The sequence below is a fragment of the Arthrobacter sp. TMP15 genome (genome assembly GCF_039529835.1).
In the GTDB taxonomy this organism is placed as follows: domain Bacteria; phylum Actinomycetota; class Actinomycetes; order Actinomycetales; family Micrococcaceae; genus Specibacter.
The window spans coordinates 1,125,554-1,140,100 of the sequence record NZ_CP154262.1; the positions used below are offsets into that span (position 1 = coordinate 1,125,554).

At 58.0% G+C, this 14,547-nt stretch carries 12 protein-coding genes; 6 read left to right on the forward strand and 6 right to left on the reverse strand.

The window, feature by feature from the left end:
• Window positions 1–201: 201 nt before the first annotated feature.
• Together ligA and AAFM46_RS04905 are read left to right on the forward strand one after the other, a co-directional pair.
• Complete coding sequence (gene ligA / locus AAFM46_RS04900; protein WP_283530853.1) at window positions 202–2,418, forward strand: NAD-dependent DNA ligase LigA; 2,217 nt, start codon at window positions 202–204, stop codon at window positions 2,416–2,418.
• Between the two features lie 36 nt (window positions 2,419–2,454).
• Window positions 2,455–3,300: an inositol monophosphatase family protein gene (locus AAFM46_RS04905; RefSeq protein WP_343319897.1), complete on the forward strand. Its 846-nt coding sequence runs from the start codon at window positions 2,455–2,457 to the stop codon at window positions 3,298–3,300.
• 14 nt (window positions 3,301–3,314) lie between these two features.
• On the opposite strand, the gene AAFM46_RS04910 is transcribed toward AAFM46_RS04905, so the two are convergent.
• On the reverse strand, window positions 3,315–4,241 hold the full coding sequence (locus tag AAFM46_RS04910; RefSeq protein ID WP_283530221.1) for a hypothetical protein: 927 nt from the start codon (window positions 4,239–4,241) through the stop codon (window positions 3,315–3,317).
• Between the two features lie 311 nt (window positions 4,242–4,552).
• Between AAFM46_RS04910 and AAFM46_RS04915 the strand changes: the two genes are divergently transcribed.
• The gene (locus tag AAFM46_RS04915) at window positions 4,553–5,050 is read left to right on the forward strand and encodes a GNAT family N-acetyltransferase (protein WP_283530219.1); all 498 of its coding nucleotides are present in this window, start codon (window positions 4,553–4,555) and stop codon (window positions 5,048–5,050) included.
• A gap of 18 nt (window positions 5,051–5,068) precedes the next feature.
• Here AAFM46_RS04915 and AAFM46_RS04920 read toward each other — a convergent pair whose 3' ends face one another.
• The 5 genes from AAFM46_RS04920 to AAFM46_RS04940 form a co-directional block, all read right to left on the reverse strand.
• Window positions 5,069–6,478: a glycoside hydrolase family 3 N-terminal domain-containing protein gene (locus tag AAFM46_RS04920; RefSeq protein WP_343319898.1), complete on the reverse strand. Its 1,410-nt coding sequence runs from the start codon at window positions 6,476–6,478 to the stop codon at window positions 5,069–5,071.
• A 5-nt stretch (window positions 6,479–6,483) separates the two neighbouring features.
• Window positions 6,484–7,323, reverse strand: coding sequence for a carbohydrate ABC transporter permease (locus AAFM46_RS04925; RefSeq protein ID WP_283530215.1), 840 nt, complete (start codon window positions 7,321–7,323; stop codon window positions 6,484–6,486).
• A 1-nt stretch (window position 7,324) separates the two neighbouring features.
• Window positions 7,325–8,248: a sugar ABC transporter permease gene (locus tag AAFM46_RS04930; protein WP_283530213.1), complete on the reverse strand. Its 924-nt coding sequence runs from the start codon at window positions 8,246–8,248 to the stop codon at window positions 7,325–7,327.
• 157 nt (window positions 8,249–8,405) lie between these two features.
• Complete coding sequence (locus tag AAFM46_RS04935; RefSeq protein ID WP_343319899.1) at window positions 8,406–9,746, reverse strand: extracellular solute-binding protein; 1,341 nt, start codon at window positions 9,744–9,746, stop codon at window positions 8,406–8,408.
• A gap of 73 nt (window positions 9,747–9,819) precedes the next feature.
• Window positions 9,820–10,977: an ROK family transcriptional regulator gene (locus AAFM46_RS04940; protein ID WP_343319900.1), complete on the reverse strand. Its 1,158-nt coding sequence runs from the start codon at window positions 10,975–10,977 to the stop codon at window positions 9,820–9,822.
• Window positions 10,978–11,165: 188 nt separating this feature from the next.
• Here AAFM46_RS04940 and gatC point away from each other — a divergent pair, with 188 nt between their 5' ends.
• Genes gatC through gatB form a run of 3 tightly spaced genes read left to right on the forward strand, consistent with a single transcriptional unit; the run spans window position 11,166 to window position 14,536 of the window.
• Window positions 11,166–11,462, forward strand: a complete 297-nt coding sequence (gatC, locus tag AAFM46_RS04945; protein ID WP_283530206.1) for an Asp-tRNA(Asn)/Glu-tRNA(Gln) amidotransferase subunit GatC — start codon at window positions 11,166–11,168, stop codon at window positions 11,460–11,462.
• A 3-nt stretch (window positions 11,463–11,465) separates the two neighbouring features.
• Window positions 11,466–13,028 (forward strand): Asp-tRNA(Asn)/Glu-tRNA(Gln) amidotransferase subunit GatA, encoded by a 1,563-nt coding sequence (gene gatA, locus AAFM46_RS04950; RefSeq protein ID WP_283530204.1) that lies wholly within the window; start codon window positions 11,466–11,468, stop codon window positions 13,026–13,028.
• Window positions 13,028–14,536 carry an Asp-tRNA(Asn)/Glu-tRNA(Gln) amidotransferase subunit GatB gene (gene gatB / locus AAFM46_RS04955; protein WP_283530202.1) on the forward strand — a complete coding sequence of 503 codons (1,509 nt, stop codon included), beginning with the start codon at window positions 13,028–13,030 and terminating at the stop codon, window positions 14,534–14,536. Before gatA ends, gatB begins: the two co-directional genes overlap by 1 nt.
• Window positions 14,537–14,547 lie beyond the last annotated feature (11 nt).

Sequence of the window (14,547 nt, forward strand, 5' to 3'; positions counted from 1 at the left end):
GGCCTACATTCCTCCACTACTGTGGGTTTGTTTTGTTAAGAAATGGAATAAGCGGTGGTGCACCACAGTGCCTAAGTGGGGCAAGATAGTACCGTGAGCAGCGAGCCAACAGAACCCCAGCCAATTCCCGCCAGGACGAACCCGGGCCAGACACCGCCCGAGAAAAAGTCCGCGCCCGAGTCTGCGCCGGCGGAACCCGAAATGAGCCTGGAAGTCATTCCTGCAGACGCGGACAGGGAACGCTACGGCGTCCTGGTGGACTTGGTCGAAAAGTACCGCACGGCGTACTACAACCAGGATGCCCCCATAGTCTCTGATGCACATTTCGATGAACTGTATAGAGAACTTCAAACCCTAGAGGCGCTGCATCCTGAACTGGTAGCCAACGATTCCCCAACCCAGGTGGTGGGTGGGGGAGTTTCGGAAGTCTTCGCCGCAGTGGAACACCTGGCCAGAATGTACTCACTTGAGGACGTATTCTCGCTTGCTGAACTTGAGACGTGGCTGGTGCGAGCCGTTGCCTCGATTCAGAAGCGCGGAGGGCAGGAACCGCAGTGGCTGACGGAACTAAAAATTGATGGTTTGGCCGTGAATCTTCTCTACCGAGACGGCATACTCATCCGGGCCGCTACCCGCGGCGATGGCACCACCGGTGAGGACATCACCCACAATGTGGCCACCATTAAGGACATTCCACAGAAGCTCCACGGCAGTAACTTTCCACAAGAAATTGAAATCCGCGGTGAGGTGTTCATCGCGTCCAAAGATTTCCTTGCCCTGAACGAGACCATGGTGGCCGCCGGAAAAGCTCCCTTTGCCAACCCCCGGAATTGCGCCGCTGGATCTTTGCGTCAGAAGGACCCGGGGGAAACTGCCAAACGGCCGTTGAGCATGTACGTGCATGGCATCGGTGCCCGCACGGGGCTCTCGACCCAGACGCAATCGCAAACATACGAGTTGTTGAAATCGTGGGGTATGCCCACCAGCCCGTACTACAAGGTGGTCTCCAGCCTGGCTGAGGTTATGGAGTTCATTTCCTACTACGGTTCGCATAGGCACGATCTCATCCATGAGATCGACGGCATTGTGATCAAGGTTGATGACCTTGCCACACAGCGGGAACTAGGCCACACCTCCCGTGTGCCGCGCTGGTCGGTGGCGTACAAGTATCCCCCGGAAGAAGTCAACACCAAGCTCCTGGACATCAGGGTTAATGTGGGCCGTACTGGCCGGGTGACCCCCTACGCAATCATGGACCCGATAAAAGTAGCCGGCTCCGTGGTGACGATGGCAACTTTGCACAACCAAGACGTGGTCAAGGCCAAGGGCATCCTGATTGGCGACGTGGTGGTGTTGCGCAAGGCCGGGGATGTGATTCCCGAAATTGTTGGGCCGGTTGTTGCTCTGCGCACGGGCAATGAGAAGGCATTTATTATGCCCACGCATTGTCCGTCCTGCGGGACCGAGCTGGCCCCCGCAAAGGAGGGCGATATTGATATTCGTTGCCCCAATACGCGCTCATGCCCAGCACAGTTGACGGAGCGGGTGGCGCACCTGGCAGGCCGGGGCGGATTCGATATTGAGGCGTTGGGTTATGAGGCGGCCATGGCGCTGACCACCGGACCCGGGCCTGACCCCGCAAACAATGGCGGGGTGATCGCCCCGGCCGGTCCCGGCCCGCTGGTGAGTGAAGCGCAGGTCTTCAACATCGCGGAACTGGACCTATCCGGCGTCGTGGTGTGGCGTGAAAAGCGGTCAAAGGGGGAGAGGAGTGGCCAATTCGAGCTGGTGCCCTACTTCTATAGCAAACCCACGGCCAAGAAGGCCACGGCGCCCAAGAAAACAACCACGGATCTGTACCGTGAGTTGGAAAAAGCCAAAAGTGCTCCGCTGTGGCGCGTGCTGGTTGCTTTATCTATCCGGCACGTTGGCCCTACAGCTTCGCGCGCGCTGGCAACCCGGTACGGCACCATGACAGCCATCCAGACGGTACTGCTGGCACCGGATGCGCGGGAGAAACTCGCCGACGTTGACGGTGTGGGCAGCATTATCGCTGAGGCGCTGATCGAGTGGTTTGCAGTTGACTGGCATCAGGAGATCATCGAATCGTGGGCTGAAGCTGGCGTGCTTATGGCGGATGCCGCGGATGAGTCAACGGTGCGTACGCTTGAGGGGCTGACGATCGTGGTGACTGGCACGCTTCCCACGCTTAGCCGGGATGAGGCCAAGGAGGCCATCATTGCCCGTGGTGGCAAGGCGGCTGGTTCGGTCTCCAAGAACACCTCCTATGTGGTGGCCGGAGAGGCTGCCGGAACCAAGCTGGATAAGGCCGAAGCGCTGGGAATTCCAGTACTCGATGAGGACGCATTCAAAGAGTTGCTCGCTTCCGGAGCCGCTCCGGGACCTGAGGTTGACTAACTCCTCGCTCCACCAATCACCTTGTAAAGGATCTCCATGACCCCGAACGCCGTATTAGTTGCCGAACTACTTGATGTTGCTTTGCGCGCTGCCGCAGCGGGTGCCGCCGTGCTGGCTGTCCGGGATCCTGATGGTTTTGGGGCCACGGAAAAGTCGTCCGACGCCGATTGGGTGACAGCTTTTGATCTGGCCGCCGAACATGCTGTACGGGCTGTTATCACCAGTGCCCGCCCGCACGACGTCATCACCGGGGAAGAACTTGCGCCTGCCCTGCCCGCGGATCCTTCGGGGTACCGGTGGAGCATCGATCCCCTCGACGGCACCATGAATTTCATCCGTAACATTGCCTACTACGGAACTTCGGTGGCGGTGATGGGGCCCGACGGCGAATGGTTGGCCGGGGTGGTCAACGCACCCGCCCTGCGGAGGATCTACTTTGCCTCCCTCGATGGTGGGGCGTGGCTAGATGAAATCCGGGCCGACGGTGTGCAATCGGTTCGCCGTCTCAACGGTCCTGTTCAAGCACGGGGTGGGACGCTGCTGTCAACGGCACTGACCTATGACCCTGTGGTGCGCCGCCAGCTGGTGTCCGAGTTGAACACTCGAATGGATCACTTTGGTGATTTCCGCCGTTTGGGTTCGGCAGCCCTTGAATTGTGCGCTGTGGCTGAAGGATCGGTTGATGCCTACTTGGAATACGGCCTGTTTGAGCACGACTTCGCAGCCGGTGGACTGATAGCTGGAGAAGCCGGTGCCTGGGTGCACCGTCCTGTTCTGAGCCCGGCAGTTGAGGGGCTACCCACCCGCGAAGAAGTGCTGGCGGTATGGACCGCCGCGTGCGTGCCGGGCTTAGAAGGCGGCTTCGCCCCAACCAGTGAGTGATCCGCTAATTTTTCTCAGCCTGGATGCCAGCCCTGTTGCTTGAGGGCTTTTGCGACCATGGCGATGACAAACGCGTCACCTCGCTGCATATCGGATTTGTATACCTTTACTTGTTGCCAGCCTCTAGCGGCCGTGCGCACATCCCGGTTGCGGTCGAAAAGCTGTTTCTGGGATGTCTTGTGGATGTCCCCTTCATACTCAGCGCATGTCTTGTACTCTTCGCAGGCAAGGTCAGGTGCCACCGGTGGATCCCCGGCTATGGAGTAATTTGTGGTGAATGTGGGAAGCCCCGCCCGCTGTAAGAGCAGGCGCAAACGAGTTTCCCTCGGCGAGTCCACACCAACACGCATCAACTCCACGGCGGCTCTGGCCTTGGTGAGACCGCGGACATTGTGCTTACTGGCGATGTAGGCGCGCAGTTCGGCAGCGGAGATGATGGCTAACTTTGGTGGCTCAAAATGCCGATTGTGCGCACAAATCAGAAAATCTGCAACGGCAACAAGCGTTTGCAGATCCAGGATGTGACCCAGATCTAAGAACGTCCGGGCGGGGGTTGTTACAGGTACACCGCCAAAGTCCATGATGTCTTCCCCCGGCAGTCTGATGCTATGCCCAATGATGTGCTTGCGCCGCGGCTGAACTGATGCGGCGGGCCGGGTGATGTGGACAGTTTTGATATCTTGCTCGAACCACGGAAGCGGCATCCCATGTAATTGGGCAGCCGTGACATGGGAGATGCAGCCACGATCACACAATGCAATATACGGGCGAACCCGGTCAAGTAGATTCTGCGATTCTCCCCGCGGCACCCGAACTTGCCGGCTGGGACTGGAGAGGTCCTTGGCGCGCATCCTGCTCAGGGTCGCACCGGCGGAGAGCCCTTCTTCGTAAGTGAAGGACCTCCGTCCCAACGCGGCAGGAAGTGGCGGTCTGCTAACCATCTATCAAGTCTTGCCTAGAAACGCCCACCCTGCGGCCGGTTATCCACAGGTTCGCGGCATCTGCCCCTGCCCTTCATTTCGTTTAAGCAGCTCCTGTGGGTGTTTGGCCCGAACACCCACAGGAGCTGCTTAAACGAATCAGGATTAGGAGATTCTGCGGATGTGGGCGTCGTTTTTCTTCCTGGTGGCCTGAAAATGCGGCGAAATGGCTACGAATTTCCTCAGTGACACCTCGATACGGAAGACTAGGAAGGCACGTTCCACCGTGGTGGCGCATTCACCAGGCATTAGCATCCAGAGAAACTAGAGACATGACACAGATTGTCCGGCCCATCACCGAAGCAGATTATGAGATAGTGGCCCGGATTACGGCCGAGGCATACCTTGGCGCCGGCTACTTTGACAGCATTGAATACCCCTATATGCAGAAGATCCTACGTGTAGGGGAGCGGGCAGCTGTGGCAACTGTCATTGTTGCCGAAAGTGCGCAAGTGGTGGTCGGCTCGGCGACCCTGGCCGTGTTTGGAGATGTCTGGGCTGATATTGCACTGCCGGATGAACTCGAGTTCCGCCTGTTGGTGGTGGACCCGGCTATTCAACGCAGCGGTGCCGGGACAGCCATGGTAGCGGCAATTCTGGAGAGAGCACGTGCCATGGACGGTATCAACGCGGTGAGCCTGACCACCGGCGATGACTGGCATGGTGCCCATGCGCTGTACCAGAAGATGGGATTCGTTAGGGTGCCCGAGCGAGACTGGCCCGTCCCGGAGAATGGCAAAATGCTGCGCGTGTACCGCTTGGAAGTATAAGTTTAGCGAAGTGGCAGCCTAGCTAAGCAGCTCCACGAGGGCTTCGGAGACGGCAAGTGAGGCCCCATAGGTGACAATATCGGCGCCACCGCGAGGCCATCCGCATTCCACCACTATGGTGTGGTGTCCCGCAGCGCGCAACGTCTGTGCAACTTCCCACACCTGGTGGTCCTTGGCCAGTCCACGTCCGGAAACAGCCACCTTTTGTCCAGGCACAAGCTGAGCAACGTCAACCGTGGCACCCGTTGCCGCAGGTCCCCAGGGGACCACTCCCACAGCGTAGTTGGTGGTGGTTTCAACCTGAACCAGGGCAGCATCCGAGGGGTCTTCCAGCCAGGATACGGCTTTGGGTGTGACCTCAAAGGCGGCACGGATGCCTCCTGGTGTGGGAACAGGATCCGGTGCCGAAATAGCCTCCGGTGTCAGGCTGACCGTGGCGGGGTAGTTGGCTTCCAATTCCGCAGTGCGGTCAGCAGCATCGCGCAGGCGTGAGAGCGGAAGAGTTCCATCCACAACAGCAGCCTCGATGGCATCAAGAACCTGCAGGTACTGCTCTTGTGTTGTTTCCGAACCAATGCACAGCAGGTCAGCGCCAGCAGCTAGAGCCTTAACCGCTGCTGCCGGAACGCCGATCTCTCCGGAGGCGCCCACCATATCCAGCGCGTCTGTGATGATAGCGCCAGTGAAGCCCAGCTGGCCGCGCAGCACATCCATCAGCACAATGCGCGAGAACGTGGCTGGATTCTGCGGATCCAAAGCGTCAACGATGATGTGGCTGGTCATAATACTTGCCACTCCGGCAGCCGCTGCCGCCTGGAAAGGCAACAACTCCCGCGCCGCCAGCGTTTGCGCATCCACTAAAATGCGGGGTAGATCCACATGGGAATCAGTGGAGGTGTCTCCGTGCCCCGGGAAATGCTTGGCACACGCTGCCACGCCGGTGCTCTGCATCCCGTCAATCCACGCAATGGTGTGTGCAGACACAAGCGCCGGCGAGGCGCCGAAGCTCCGCGATCCAATGACAGGGTTATCTGCTGCGGAGTTCACATCCGCATCGGGGGCCAGATTCAAATTGATGCCAAAAGCGGCAAGTTCACTAGCTATCGCTGCGGCTGAGGCGGTGGTGGCTTCCAGATCATTCAGGCGGCCCAAGACGGCATTGCCTGGTTGGTTTGAGCCGGTCAGGTAATGCAGCCGTGTGACGTCACCGCCCTCTTCGTCAACTGAAAGCAACGCGTGGGGTGCGCGTTGGCGTAATTGAGTGCACAAATCACTCAACTGCTCCCATGACTGCAGGTTGGTGCCAAACAAGCACACCGCGGCCAAACCGTCGTCGAACGCTTCAAGAAGCCATTGCGGTGCCGTGGTGCCAACAAATCCTGGCATCAGTGATCCGGCAGCCAAACGTCGAAGTTGGGAAGATTTCATAACCATCAGCCTTTCACCGCACCGCTGACAAGACCGGAGCTCATTTTGCCCTGGACAATCAAGAAGAAGATAATCACCGGAACGGCTACCAGCATTGAGGCGGCCATCACCATGCCCCAGTCCGTTTCACGGTTGGCCGAAGCCTGAACAAAGCCGCGCAACCAGAGCGGCAGCGTTTTGCTTTGGTCCTCGGTCATAATGACCAATGCCACCGTGAACTCGTTCCATGCCTGCAAAAATGCGTACACTCCGGATGCCACCAAGCCTGGGGCGAGCAGCGGGAAGGTGATCTTCAAGAATGCCTGCGTACGGGAAAGCCCGTCAACCATGGCGGCCTCTTCAAGTTCTGCCGGAACGCCGGCAACGAACCCACGCAGCATCCACACCGTGAACGGGACTACTGCCGCCGTGTAAAGAACTGTCAGCCCAATGATGTTGTTCAGCATGCCAACCGAGCTCATCATCTTGTACTGGGCAATGAACATTCCTTCAGCGGGGAGCATCTGGATCAGCAGCAAGGCAAGAATGAAAGACTTCCGGCCCTTGAACTTGAAACGGCTGATGGACAGCGCACCAAGGAAAGCAATAATCAGCACAGCCGCAACGGTAGTCAGGGTGACGGCCAATGAAATGCCAAGTGCCTTCATGAATGTGCCATCGCTGAGGGCATTCTTGAAGTTATCCAGCGACCCGCCGAAAGGCAGAAAAGTCGGTGTTGTGGACTGCAAGACGATGTTTGGCAGAAAAGATGAGTTGAACATCCAGTAGACGGGGAACGCCCACAGGGCAGCAACCACCAATGCCAGCAACGTGTATAGGGTGTTGGAGACGGATTTCAGCCGCATTTTATACTTCTTCCTTCATCAGGGAGCGGACGTAGTACCAGCTGATGGCAACGGTGATGATCAAAAGCAGAATGGAAACGGCGCTGGCCGTACCGAAATCACCTGAGCCAACACCTAGCTGGTAGATGTAGGTGCCAAGCAGGTTTGTCTCGTTCGCGATGCCACCGGCATCCTGGAGCAGCTTGATCTGTGTGAACACACGCAAGTCCCAGATGAGTTGCAACAGCAACACGATGGAGAGCACCGGGGCAATCAGCGGCATGATGATAAACCGGGTACGCTGCCAACCGCTGGCGCCGTCTATAGCCGCGGCCTCGAGGACTTCGCCGGAAATCTGGGTTAGGCCCGCGTAGATACTCAAGGCCACGAAGGGCACGCTGATCCACACAACGATGACGACGGCGATGATGAAGAACGTGACCGGGTCCGCTAACCAGTTGTGGCCTTGGGCATCGATGCCAAACTGGACGAGTAGCCAGTTAAGGACGCCGCGGCGCCAATCAATAAGCCAAACCCATACGGTCATGGCCGCCACGATGGGCATGGCCCAGGCTAGGAGCAGGGAAACTTGTAATACCAGCCGAGCGAAGGTGCCAACCCGTTTCATCAGCAAGGCTAGTGAGCCTCCGATGAGTACGGTTGCGCCGGCACAGATGAAGCAGTAAAGCAGCGAACGGCCAAGGACAACCCAGAATTCCTGGTTAGTGAGCAAGGCAGTGTAATTAGCCAAACCAACAAATTCGGGTTGGACGCCAAACTGTTGCTTGAGACCAAATTCCTGGAAGCTAGTGATGGTCTGCCAAATCACGGGATAGCCCAGTGCTGCAAGCAGGACAATAATGGTGGGCAAAATGAGGAAGAAAGGGACCTTAGAAGTCTTTTTCTTGCGTGGGACGAAACTGTTCGACGGGGCCGGCCTACTCATTCTGCGAGTAGCTGGAGGCGCTGGGGCGTCCGTGGACATAGGGGGCCTTTCGTGACGGCGGTGGCCGTGGTTCTCCTGCCTGCGGGGCAGTTTTTTCTTGCGGTGGCGAAAAGATGCGGTGGCCGAGGTTCTTCGCCTCGGCCACCGCTAACTATGTTTACTTCAAGTTCAGTTTCGGGGTGATCTTTTCGTCGTATTCCTTGGCCAGAGCAGCCAGATCATCCGTGTCACGGATCTTGCCGAAGAACTCTTCCAGAATTGAGGAGGACTCAACAGCTGCCCAGCCCGGAGCGGCGGGGGTTAGCTTGGAGTTGGAGGCTGAGGCAATGGCAGCCTTGGCGAACTGGTCTGTGCCAAGAGCATCTACGTATTCGGCGTTAGCCGGGCCGAGGCCTGCGCCACCGAGCTTTTTCTGGTAGTCAGCGGAGTAGATAATGCGCATCAGTTCCTTGGCCAAGTCCTGGTTCTTGGATGCAGCGGAGATACCAATGTTGGAGCCACCTGCCAAAACCGGGGCGGGCTTGCCGTCATTGCCGGGGAGAACAAAAGCACCAAAGGTCTTATCGTTCCACTCGCGAGCATCCTTGCCATCCTTCTTCACAGCGTCACCAATGGACCAGTGAGCCCAGCCCGGAGCCATGATGGTGGCTGCAGCGAGGTTGGTCTCGCCAGTGGGCTTGCCGTCATCATCGAGGATCACGTCAGTGTCGTTGATGTACAACCACGGAGTGGCATCCTTAGCATCTGCAGGTGCCTTGGAGGCGTTCTTGTAGATGCCTTGGAGCTGAGTCAGGCCCTTGATCGTGTTCGGGTCAGACAAGGTGGAAACCCACTTGCCGTCCTGCTTCTTGGCCAAGTCGCCATCGTTGGCGAAGATCCAGGAGACGCCGTTACGCCAGTCTTGACCACCCAAGAAGAAACCCGAGAAGTCCTTGATGTCGCGCGGGTTTTTCTCGGTGATTGTCTGTACAGCTGAGTTGAACTCATCCAGCGTCTTGGGCGTTTGGACACCGGCTTCCGTCCAGACATCCGTGCGGTTGAACATGTAGCGCGAGCCGAAGTAGTAAGGCAAGGTGTAGTTCTTGCCATCCACGGCACCTGCTTCAACGAAGGACGGCAGGAGCTTCTCGCCCCCCAATTCTTCATACATATCCGAAATATCGCTGAATGCGCCGATGTTGGTGAAGGTGGGTGACTGGGTGTTGCCCATTTCCACTACATCCGGAGTGTTCTTGGCATCCGGCATGGCTGTGGTCATTTTAGTAACGATGTCACCCCAGCCCTGCTCTTCAATCTTCAACGTGGCGCCGGTCTTAGTCTTGAACGTATCGGTCAAGTAGGTGCGCAGATCATCGCTGGTGTCGCCACCAACCAGCCACAACGTGATGGAGCGATCAGCGTTGTCGGCCGGGTTGTTTGCTGCGGTGGAGCCTCCGCAAGCTGATAATGCCAGAGTGGCGGCCGCGACGGCTGCTACTCCTATGTACTTCTTTTTCATGCTGTACCTCTCAAAAGGGGCGGCCGTGACTACTTAGAGGTAATCCGTGCCTGAACGGGATGGTGCAGGTGATTCAATCCACTCCCAACTGGTTGGAAAGGACCATGACGGCAGTTCCTCGCAGAACAGTATTTTCCGGTTCGTCCGTGAGCCGGACGTTTGTTGGGGGTGGTATGAGGCGAAGTACTCTGTGAGCGAGCGTTTCGCGGACGCCTTCTAGCAGCGCCCCTTCCAATAGCTGCGGCGGACCACAGAGGACAACCTCTGCCAGATCAAGCGCCGCAACAATGGGGGCAAGGGCAATTCCGAGTCGTTCCCCGGCCGTGTGCAACACTGCATCTGCGGCTTTTTTGGGGTCATGTTCTTGGGCGGTCGCGGCAAGAGCTGCTTGCAAGGCGGGGACCGATAGCCAGGTTTCCAGGCAGCCTGTTCGCCCGCACTGGCATACGATGGCGTCTGCCTCCGGAGCTCCGACGGTGACATGGCCGATCTCGCCTGCGGCCGAGTGAACGCCACGGGCGCGTACCCCTCCCACCATCAGGCTGGAACCAACACCGCGGCCAATTCGGACCAGGATCATGTCATCAGCGCCGTGACCAAAGGTGTATTCGCCGTGAACAGCGGCGTCGGCATCGTTGTGCACAAGAGTGGGGAGCCCGGTGGCTTCCTGAATAATGGCCTGCAGCGGAACGTTTGTCCAACCAAGGTTCGGGGCAGTGAGAACCACCCCCGCTGAATCCACGATGCCGGGGGAGCCGACGCCAATACCCAGCAACGTTTCGGTAGCCAGTTCGACGGCGGACTGGGCCAGTTCCACAATCAGAGCGGTCAGCTGTTCGCCGGTTTCGTTGGTGATGGGCCTGGCAAAGCTGGCGAGGATCATGCCGTCTAGATCCATGACGGCTGCGCGCAGAATGGCATTCTCAGTCAAATCAAGGCCGATGATTTGCAGTCCGTGCCGGTTGATGTCTACCAATATTGCCGGTTTTCCGGGACGAACTGTTTCATCAAGGCCCAATTCCACAGCGTGCCCGCGGGCAATGAGCTCGGTGACCAAATCGGAGATGGTCACCCGTGTCAAGCCCATGGCGCGGGACAGGTCTGCCCGGCTCATGGGTCCTGCTGCGTGCAGGGTGCGGAGCGCGAGGGTGAGGTTGTGGGCTCGGCCATCCGAGGGCAGGCTGGGTAGGCCTTCTCCTGCGGTTCTGTAGCGGTTCCTGGAGTTGTTCATGGATGTTAGTAAACTCTACTAACAAAAGAAATGCTACGAGTTTCTGTCCTTTTGGATAGTTGTTGCCAAACTGTGATGTAGCACTCAGGTGCACGGTGTATGTGAGCCGGGGCTCCTGGAAATCTTTATGTGGCAAGGAGACTAAGCTAGAAGGGACACAATTAATCTTTTGCTTACAGGGGAGATCCATGGCTGCGATCAACCGTGAGGACGTGGCGCACCTAGCGCAACTGGCTCACATCGAGATGAGTGACGACGAACTGGACCGCATGGCCACAGAGCTGGCAGTGATAGTGGATTCAGTGAAGAGCGTCAGTGAGGTTGCCGGGGATGATATTCCCGCCACCTCGCACCCAATTCCACTGACAAATGTCATGCGTGAAGACGTGGTTGGCCACGTGCTCACCGCTGAAGAAGCCCTGTCCGGGGCACCCGATTCTGCTGATGGACGCTTTAAAGTTCCAGCAATTCTGGAGGAAAGCTGATCCATGAATGCACATGATTTGATCCGTTCCAGCGCGGCCGAAATGGCCGCTAAATTAGCCGCCAATGAGGTTTCAGCCGTAGAGCTGACCCAGGCGCACCTTGACCGTATTGCTGAGGTTGACGGTGGTGAACGCGGTCTCAATGCGTTCCTGCACATCAATACCCAGGAAGCACTCGAGGTTGCCGCCGACGTTGATGCGCGCCGTGCCGCTGGCGAGGAATTGCATGAGCTGGCCGGTGTGCCGATCGCCATCAAGGACTTGATTGTCACTAAGGGCCAGCCCACCACGGCAGCGTCGAAAATTCTTGAGGGCTGGATGAGCCCTTACGACGCCACGGTGATCAAGAAGATCCGTGCTGCGCGCATGCCGATGCTGGGTAAGACCAACCTGGACGAATTCGCTATGGGTTCCTCCACAGAGCACTCCGCCTACGGCCCCACCCGCAACCCGTGGGATCTTGACCGGATCCCCGGTGGTTCAGGCGGTGGATCGGCTGCCGCAGTGGCCTCCTTTGAAGCACCCCTGGCTTTGGGCACCGACACTGGCGGCTCCATCCGCCAGCCCGGTTCCGTGACCGGCACGGTGGGCGTCAAGCCCACCTATGGTGCAGTCTCACGCTACGGGGCCATCGCGATGGCTTCTTCGTTAGACCAAATTGGTCCCGTTTCACGGACTGTTCTGGACTCGGCCTTGTTACAAGAAGTCATTGGCGGCCACGATCCTCAGGATTCCACCTCGCTGAGTGATCCCTCAACCGGTCTGGTTGCGGCTGCGCGTATGGGCAATGTCAAGGGCATGAAAATTGGTGTCATTAAGGAATTGCACGGCGAAGGTTTCCAGAATGGTGTGGAAAACAGGTTCAACGAATCGGTTGAATTGCTGCGCAGTGCGGGAGCAGAAATCGTTGAGGTTTCCTGCCCCAACTTTGGTTACGCATTGGGGGCTTACTACCTGATCATGCCAAGTGAGGCTTCCTCAAACCTTGCCAAGTTCGACGGCGTCCGCTTTGGTTTGCGCACGTTGCCCACCGAAGGTCCGCTCACCATTGAGCGCGTCATGGCGGCTACTCGTGCCGCCGGATTTGGGGCAGAAGTTAAGCGCCGGATTATCCTTGGCACCTATGCGTTGAGCGCCGGCTACTATGACGCCTACTACGGCTCCGCTCAGAAAGTGCGCACACTTGTGCAGCGCGATTTTGAGGCGGCCTTTGCCCAGGTAGATGTGTTGATGTCTCCGACAACGCCCACCACGGCGTTCAAGCTGGGTGAAAAAATCAACGATCCGCTGTCCATGTACTTGCAAGACGTTGCCACCATTCCGGCAAACCTGGCCGGCATCCCCGGCTTGACCCTGCCCGGCGGTTTGGCTGATGAAGACGGCTTGCCCGTAGGTATCCAGCTACTGGCTCCCGCCCGAGAAGATGCCCGCGTCTACCGTGTGGGTGCTGTGTTGGAATCGATGTTGGAAGCCCAGTGGGGCACCACCATGCTCAACCAGGCGCCGTCGTTATCTGAGCGCGTAAACGCCGCCCAGGGCGCTTTCGCAGCCAAGGAGGCTAACTAATGAGCGTTGAGAACATTTTGAGCTTCGAAGAAGCCATGGAAAAGTATGATCCCGTTCTGGGCTTTGAGGTGCACGTTGAGCTGAACACGAAAACCAAGATGTTCTCCAGCGCCCCGAACGTGTTTGGCGATGAACCCAACTCCAACGTCAATGAAGTGTGCCTGGGACTGCCCGGTGTGCTGCCGGTTGTGAACAAGAAAGCTGTTGAGTCCTCGATCCTGATCGGATTGGCGCTGAACTGCAAGATCGCACCGCACTGTACTTTTGCCCGCAAGCAGTATTTCTACCCGGACACGCCTAAAAACTTCCAGACTTCACAGTATGAAGATCCCATCTGCTACGACGGTTGGATCGATATTGAGCTAGAAGACGGCACCGTTTTTCATGTGGAAATTGAGCGTGCGCACATGGAAGAAGACGCCGGGAAGCTGACCCATATGGGTGGGGCAACGGGCCGTATTCAGGGTGCTGATTTCTCCTTGGTGGACTACAACCGTTCGGGTGTGCCGCTGGTGGAGATTGTCACCAAGCCCATCGAAGGTGTTGGATCCCGTGCTCCCGAGTTGGCCAAGGCTTACGTTGCCGCCATTCGGGAAATTGTGAAGAACCTGGGCGTTTCGGATGCCAAGATGGAGCGCGGCAACGTCCGTTGTGACGCCAACGTTTCCCTTCGTCCTTATGGCCAGGAAAAGTTCGGTACCCGTACCGAGACCAAGAACGTGAACTCTCTGAGGGCGGTTGAAAACGCCGTGAAGTTTGAGATTCAGCGCCACGCTGCCGTGTTGGACTCTGGTGTGCTCATCACCCAGGAAACCCGGCACTGGCATGAAGATACTAAGTCCACAACATCGGGCCGGCCCAAATCCGATGCTGACGACTACAGGTACTTCCCTGAGCCTGACCTTGTGCCCATCGTCACCTCGGCGGCCTGGGTTGAGGAATTGCGCACGCGTTTGCCGGAACCTCCCGCCGAACGTCGCAAGCGCCTGCAAGCCGACTGGGGCTACACGGATCTGGAATTCCGTGATGTTGTCAACGCCGGGCTGATGGATGAAATTGAGGAGACAGTAGCGGCTGGTGCCTCTGCTGCGGCGGCCCGCAAGTGGTGGATGGGCGAGATTGCCCGCCGTGCCAAGCTTGCTGACGTGGATCCCGCAGCGCTGGGTGTCACGCCCGCTGTTGTGGTTGAGATTGAGAAGCTCATTGCCGCAGGTAGCATCAACGACAAGCTGGCCCGCAAGGTGCTCGACGGCGTCCTTGAGGGTGAAGGTACGCCCGCCGAGGTTGTGGCCAAGCGTGGCCTGGCCGTGGTCTCCGACGATGGCGCCCTCCAGACCGCGATCGATGAAGCTCTTGCTGCCCAGCCGGATGTGGCCGCGAAGATCCGGGGGGGCAAGGTTCAGGCGGTTGGTGCAATTGTTGGCGGGGTTATGAAGGTCACCCGCGGACAGGCCGATGCCGGCCGTGTGCGGGAATTGATCTTGAAGACCTTGGGCGTGGAAGGCTAAACCTTCCCGCC

What these genes read in the sequence shown, in the direction of transcription:
- AAFM46_RS04935 (WP_343319899.1), bottom strand. Translation starts at nt 9,746, where the DNA reads ATGAAAAAGAAGTACATAGGAGTAGCAGCCGTCGCGGCCGCCACTCTG.
- AAFM46_RS04910 (WP_283530221.1), bottom strand. Translation starts at nt 4,241, where the DNA reads ATGGTTAGCAGACCGCCACTTCCTGCCGCGTTGGGACGGAGGTCCTTC.
- AAFM46_RS04905 (WP_343319897.1), top strand. Translation starts at nt 2,455, where the DNA reads ATGACCCCGAACGCCGTATTAGTTGCCGAACTACTTGATGTTGCTTTG.
- AAFM46_RS04930 (WP_283530213.1), bottom strand. Translation starts at nt 8,248, where the DNA reads ATGAGTAGGCCGGCCCCGTCGAACAGTTTCGTCCCACGCAAGAAAAAG.
- gatB (WP_283530202.1), top strand. Translation starts at nt 13,028, where the DNA reads ATGAGCGTTGAGAACATTTTGAGCTTCGAAGAAGCCATGGAAAAGTAT.
- gatA (WP_283530204.1), top strand. Translation starts at nt 11,466, where the DNA reads ATGAATGCACATGATTTGATCCGTTCCAGCGCGGCCGAAATGGCCGCT.
- AAFM46_RS04920 (WP_343319898.1), bottom strand. Translation starts at nt 6,478, where the DNA reads ATGAAATCTTCCCAACTTCGACGTTTGGCTGCCGGATCACTGATGCCA.
- ligA (WP_283530853.1), top strand. Translation starts at nt 202, where the DNA reads ATGAGCCTGGAAGTCATTCCTGCAGACGCGGACAGGGAACGCTACGGC.
- AAFM46_RS04940 (WP_343319900.1), bottom strand. Translation starts at nt 10,977, where the DNA reads ATGAACAACTCCAGGAACCGCTACAGAACCGCAGGAGAAGGCCTACCC.
- AAFM46_RS04915 (WP_283530219.1), top strand. Translation starts at nt 4,553, where the DNA reads ATGACACAGATTGTCCGGCCCATCACCGAAGCAGATTATGAGATAGTG.
- gatC (WP_283530206.1), top strand. Translation starts at nt 11,166, where the DNA reads ATGGCTGCGATCAACCGTGAGGACGTGGCGCACCTAGCGCAACTGGCT.
- AAFM46_RS04925 (WP_283530215.1), bottom strand. Translation starts at nt 7,323, where the DNA reads ATGCGGCTGAAATCCGTCTCCAACACCCTATACACGTTGCTGGCATTG.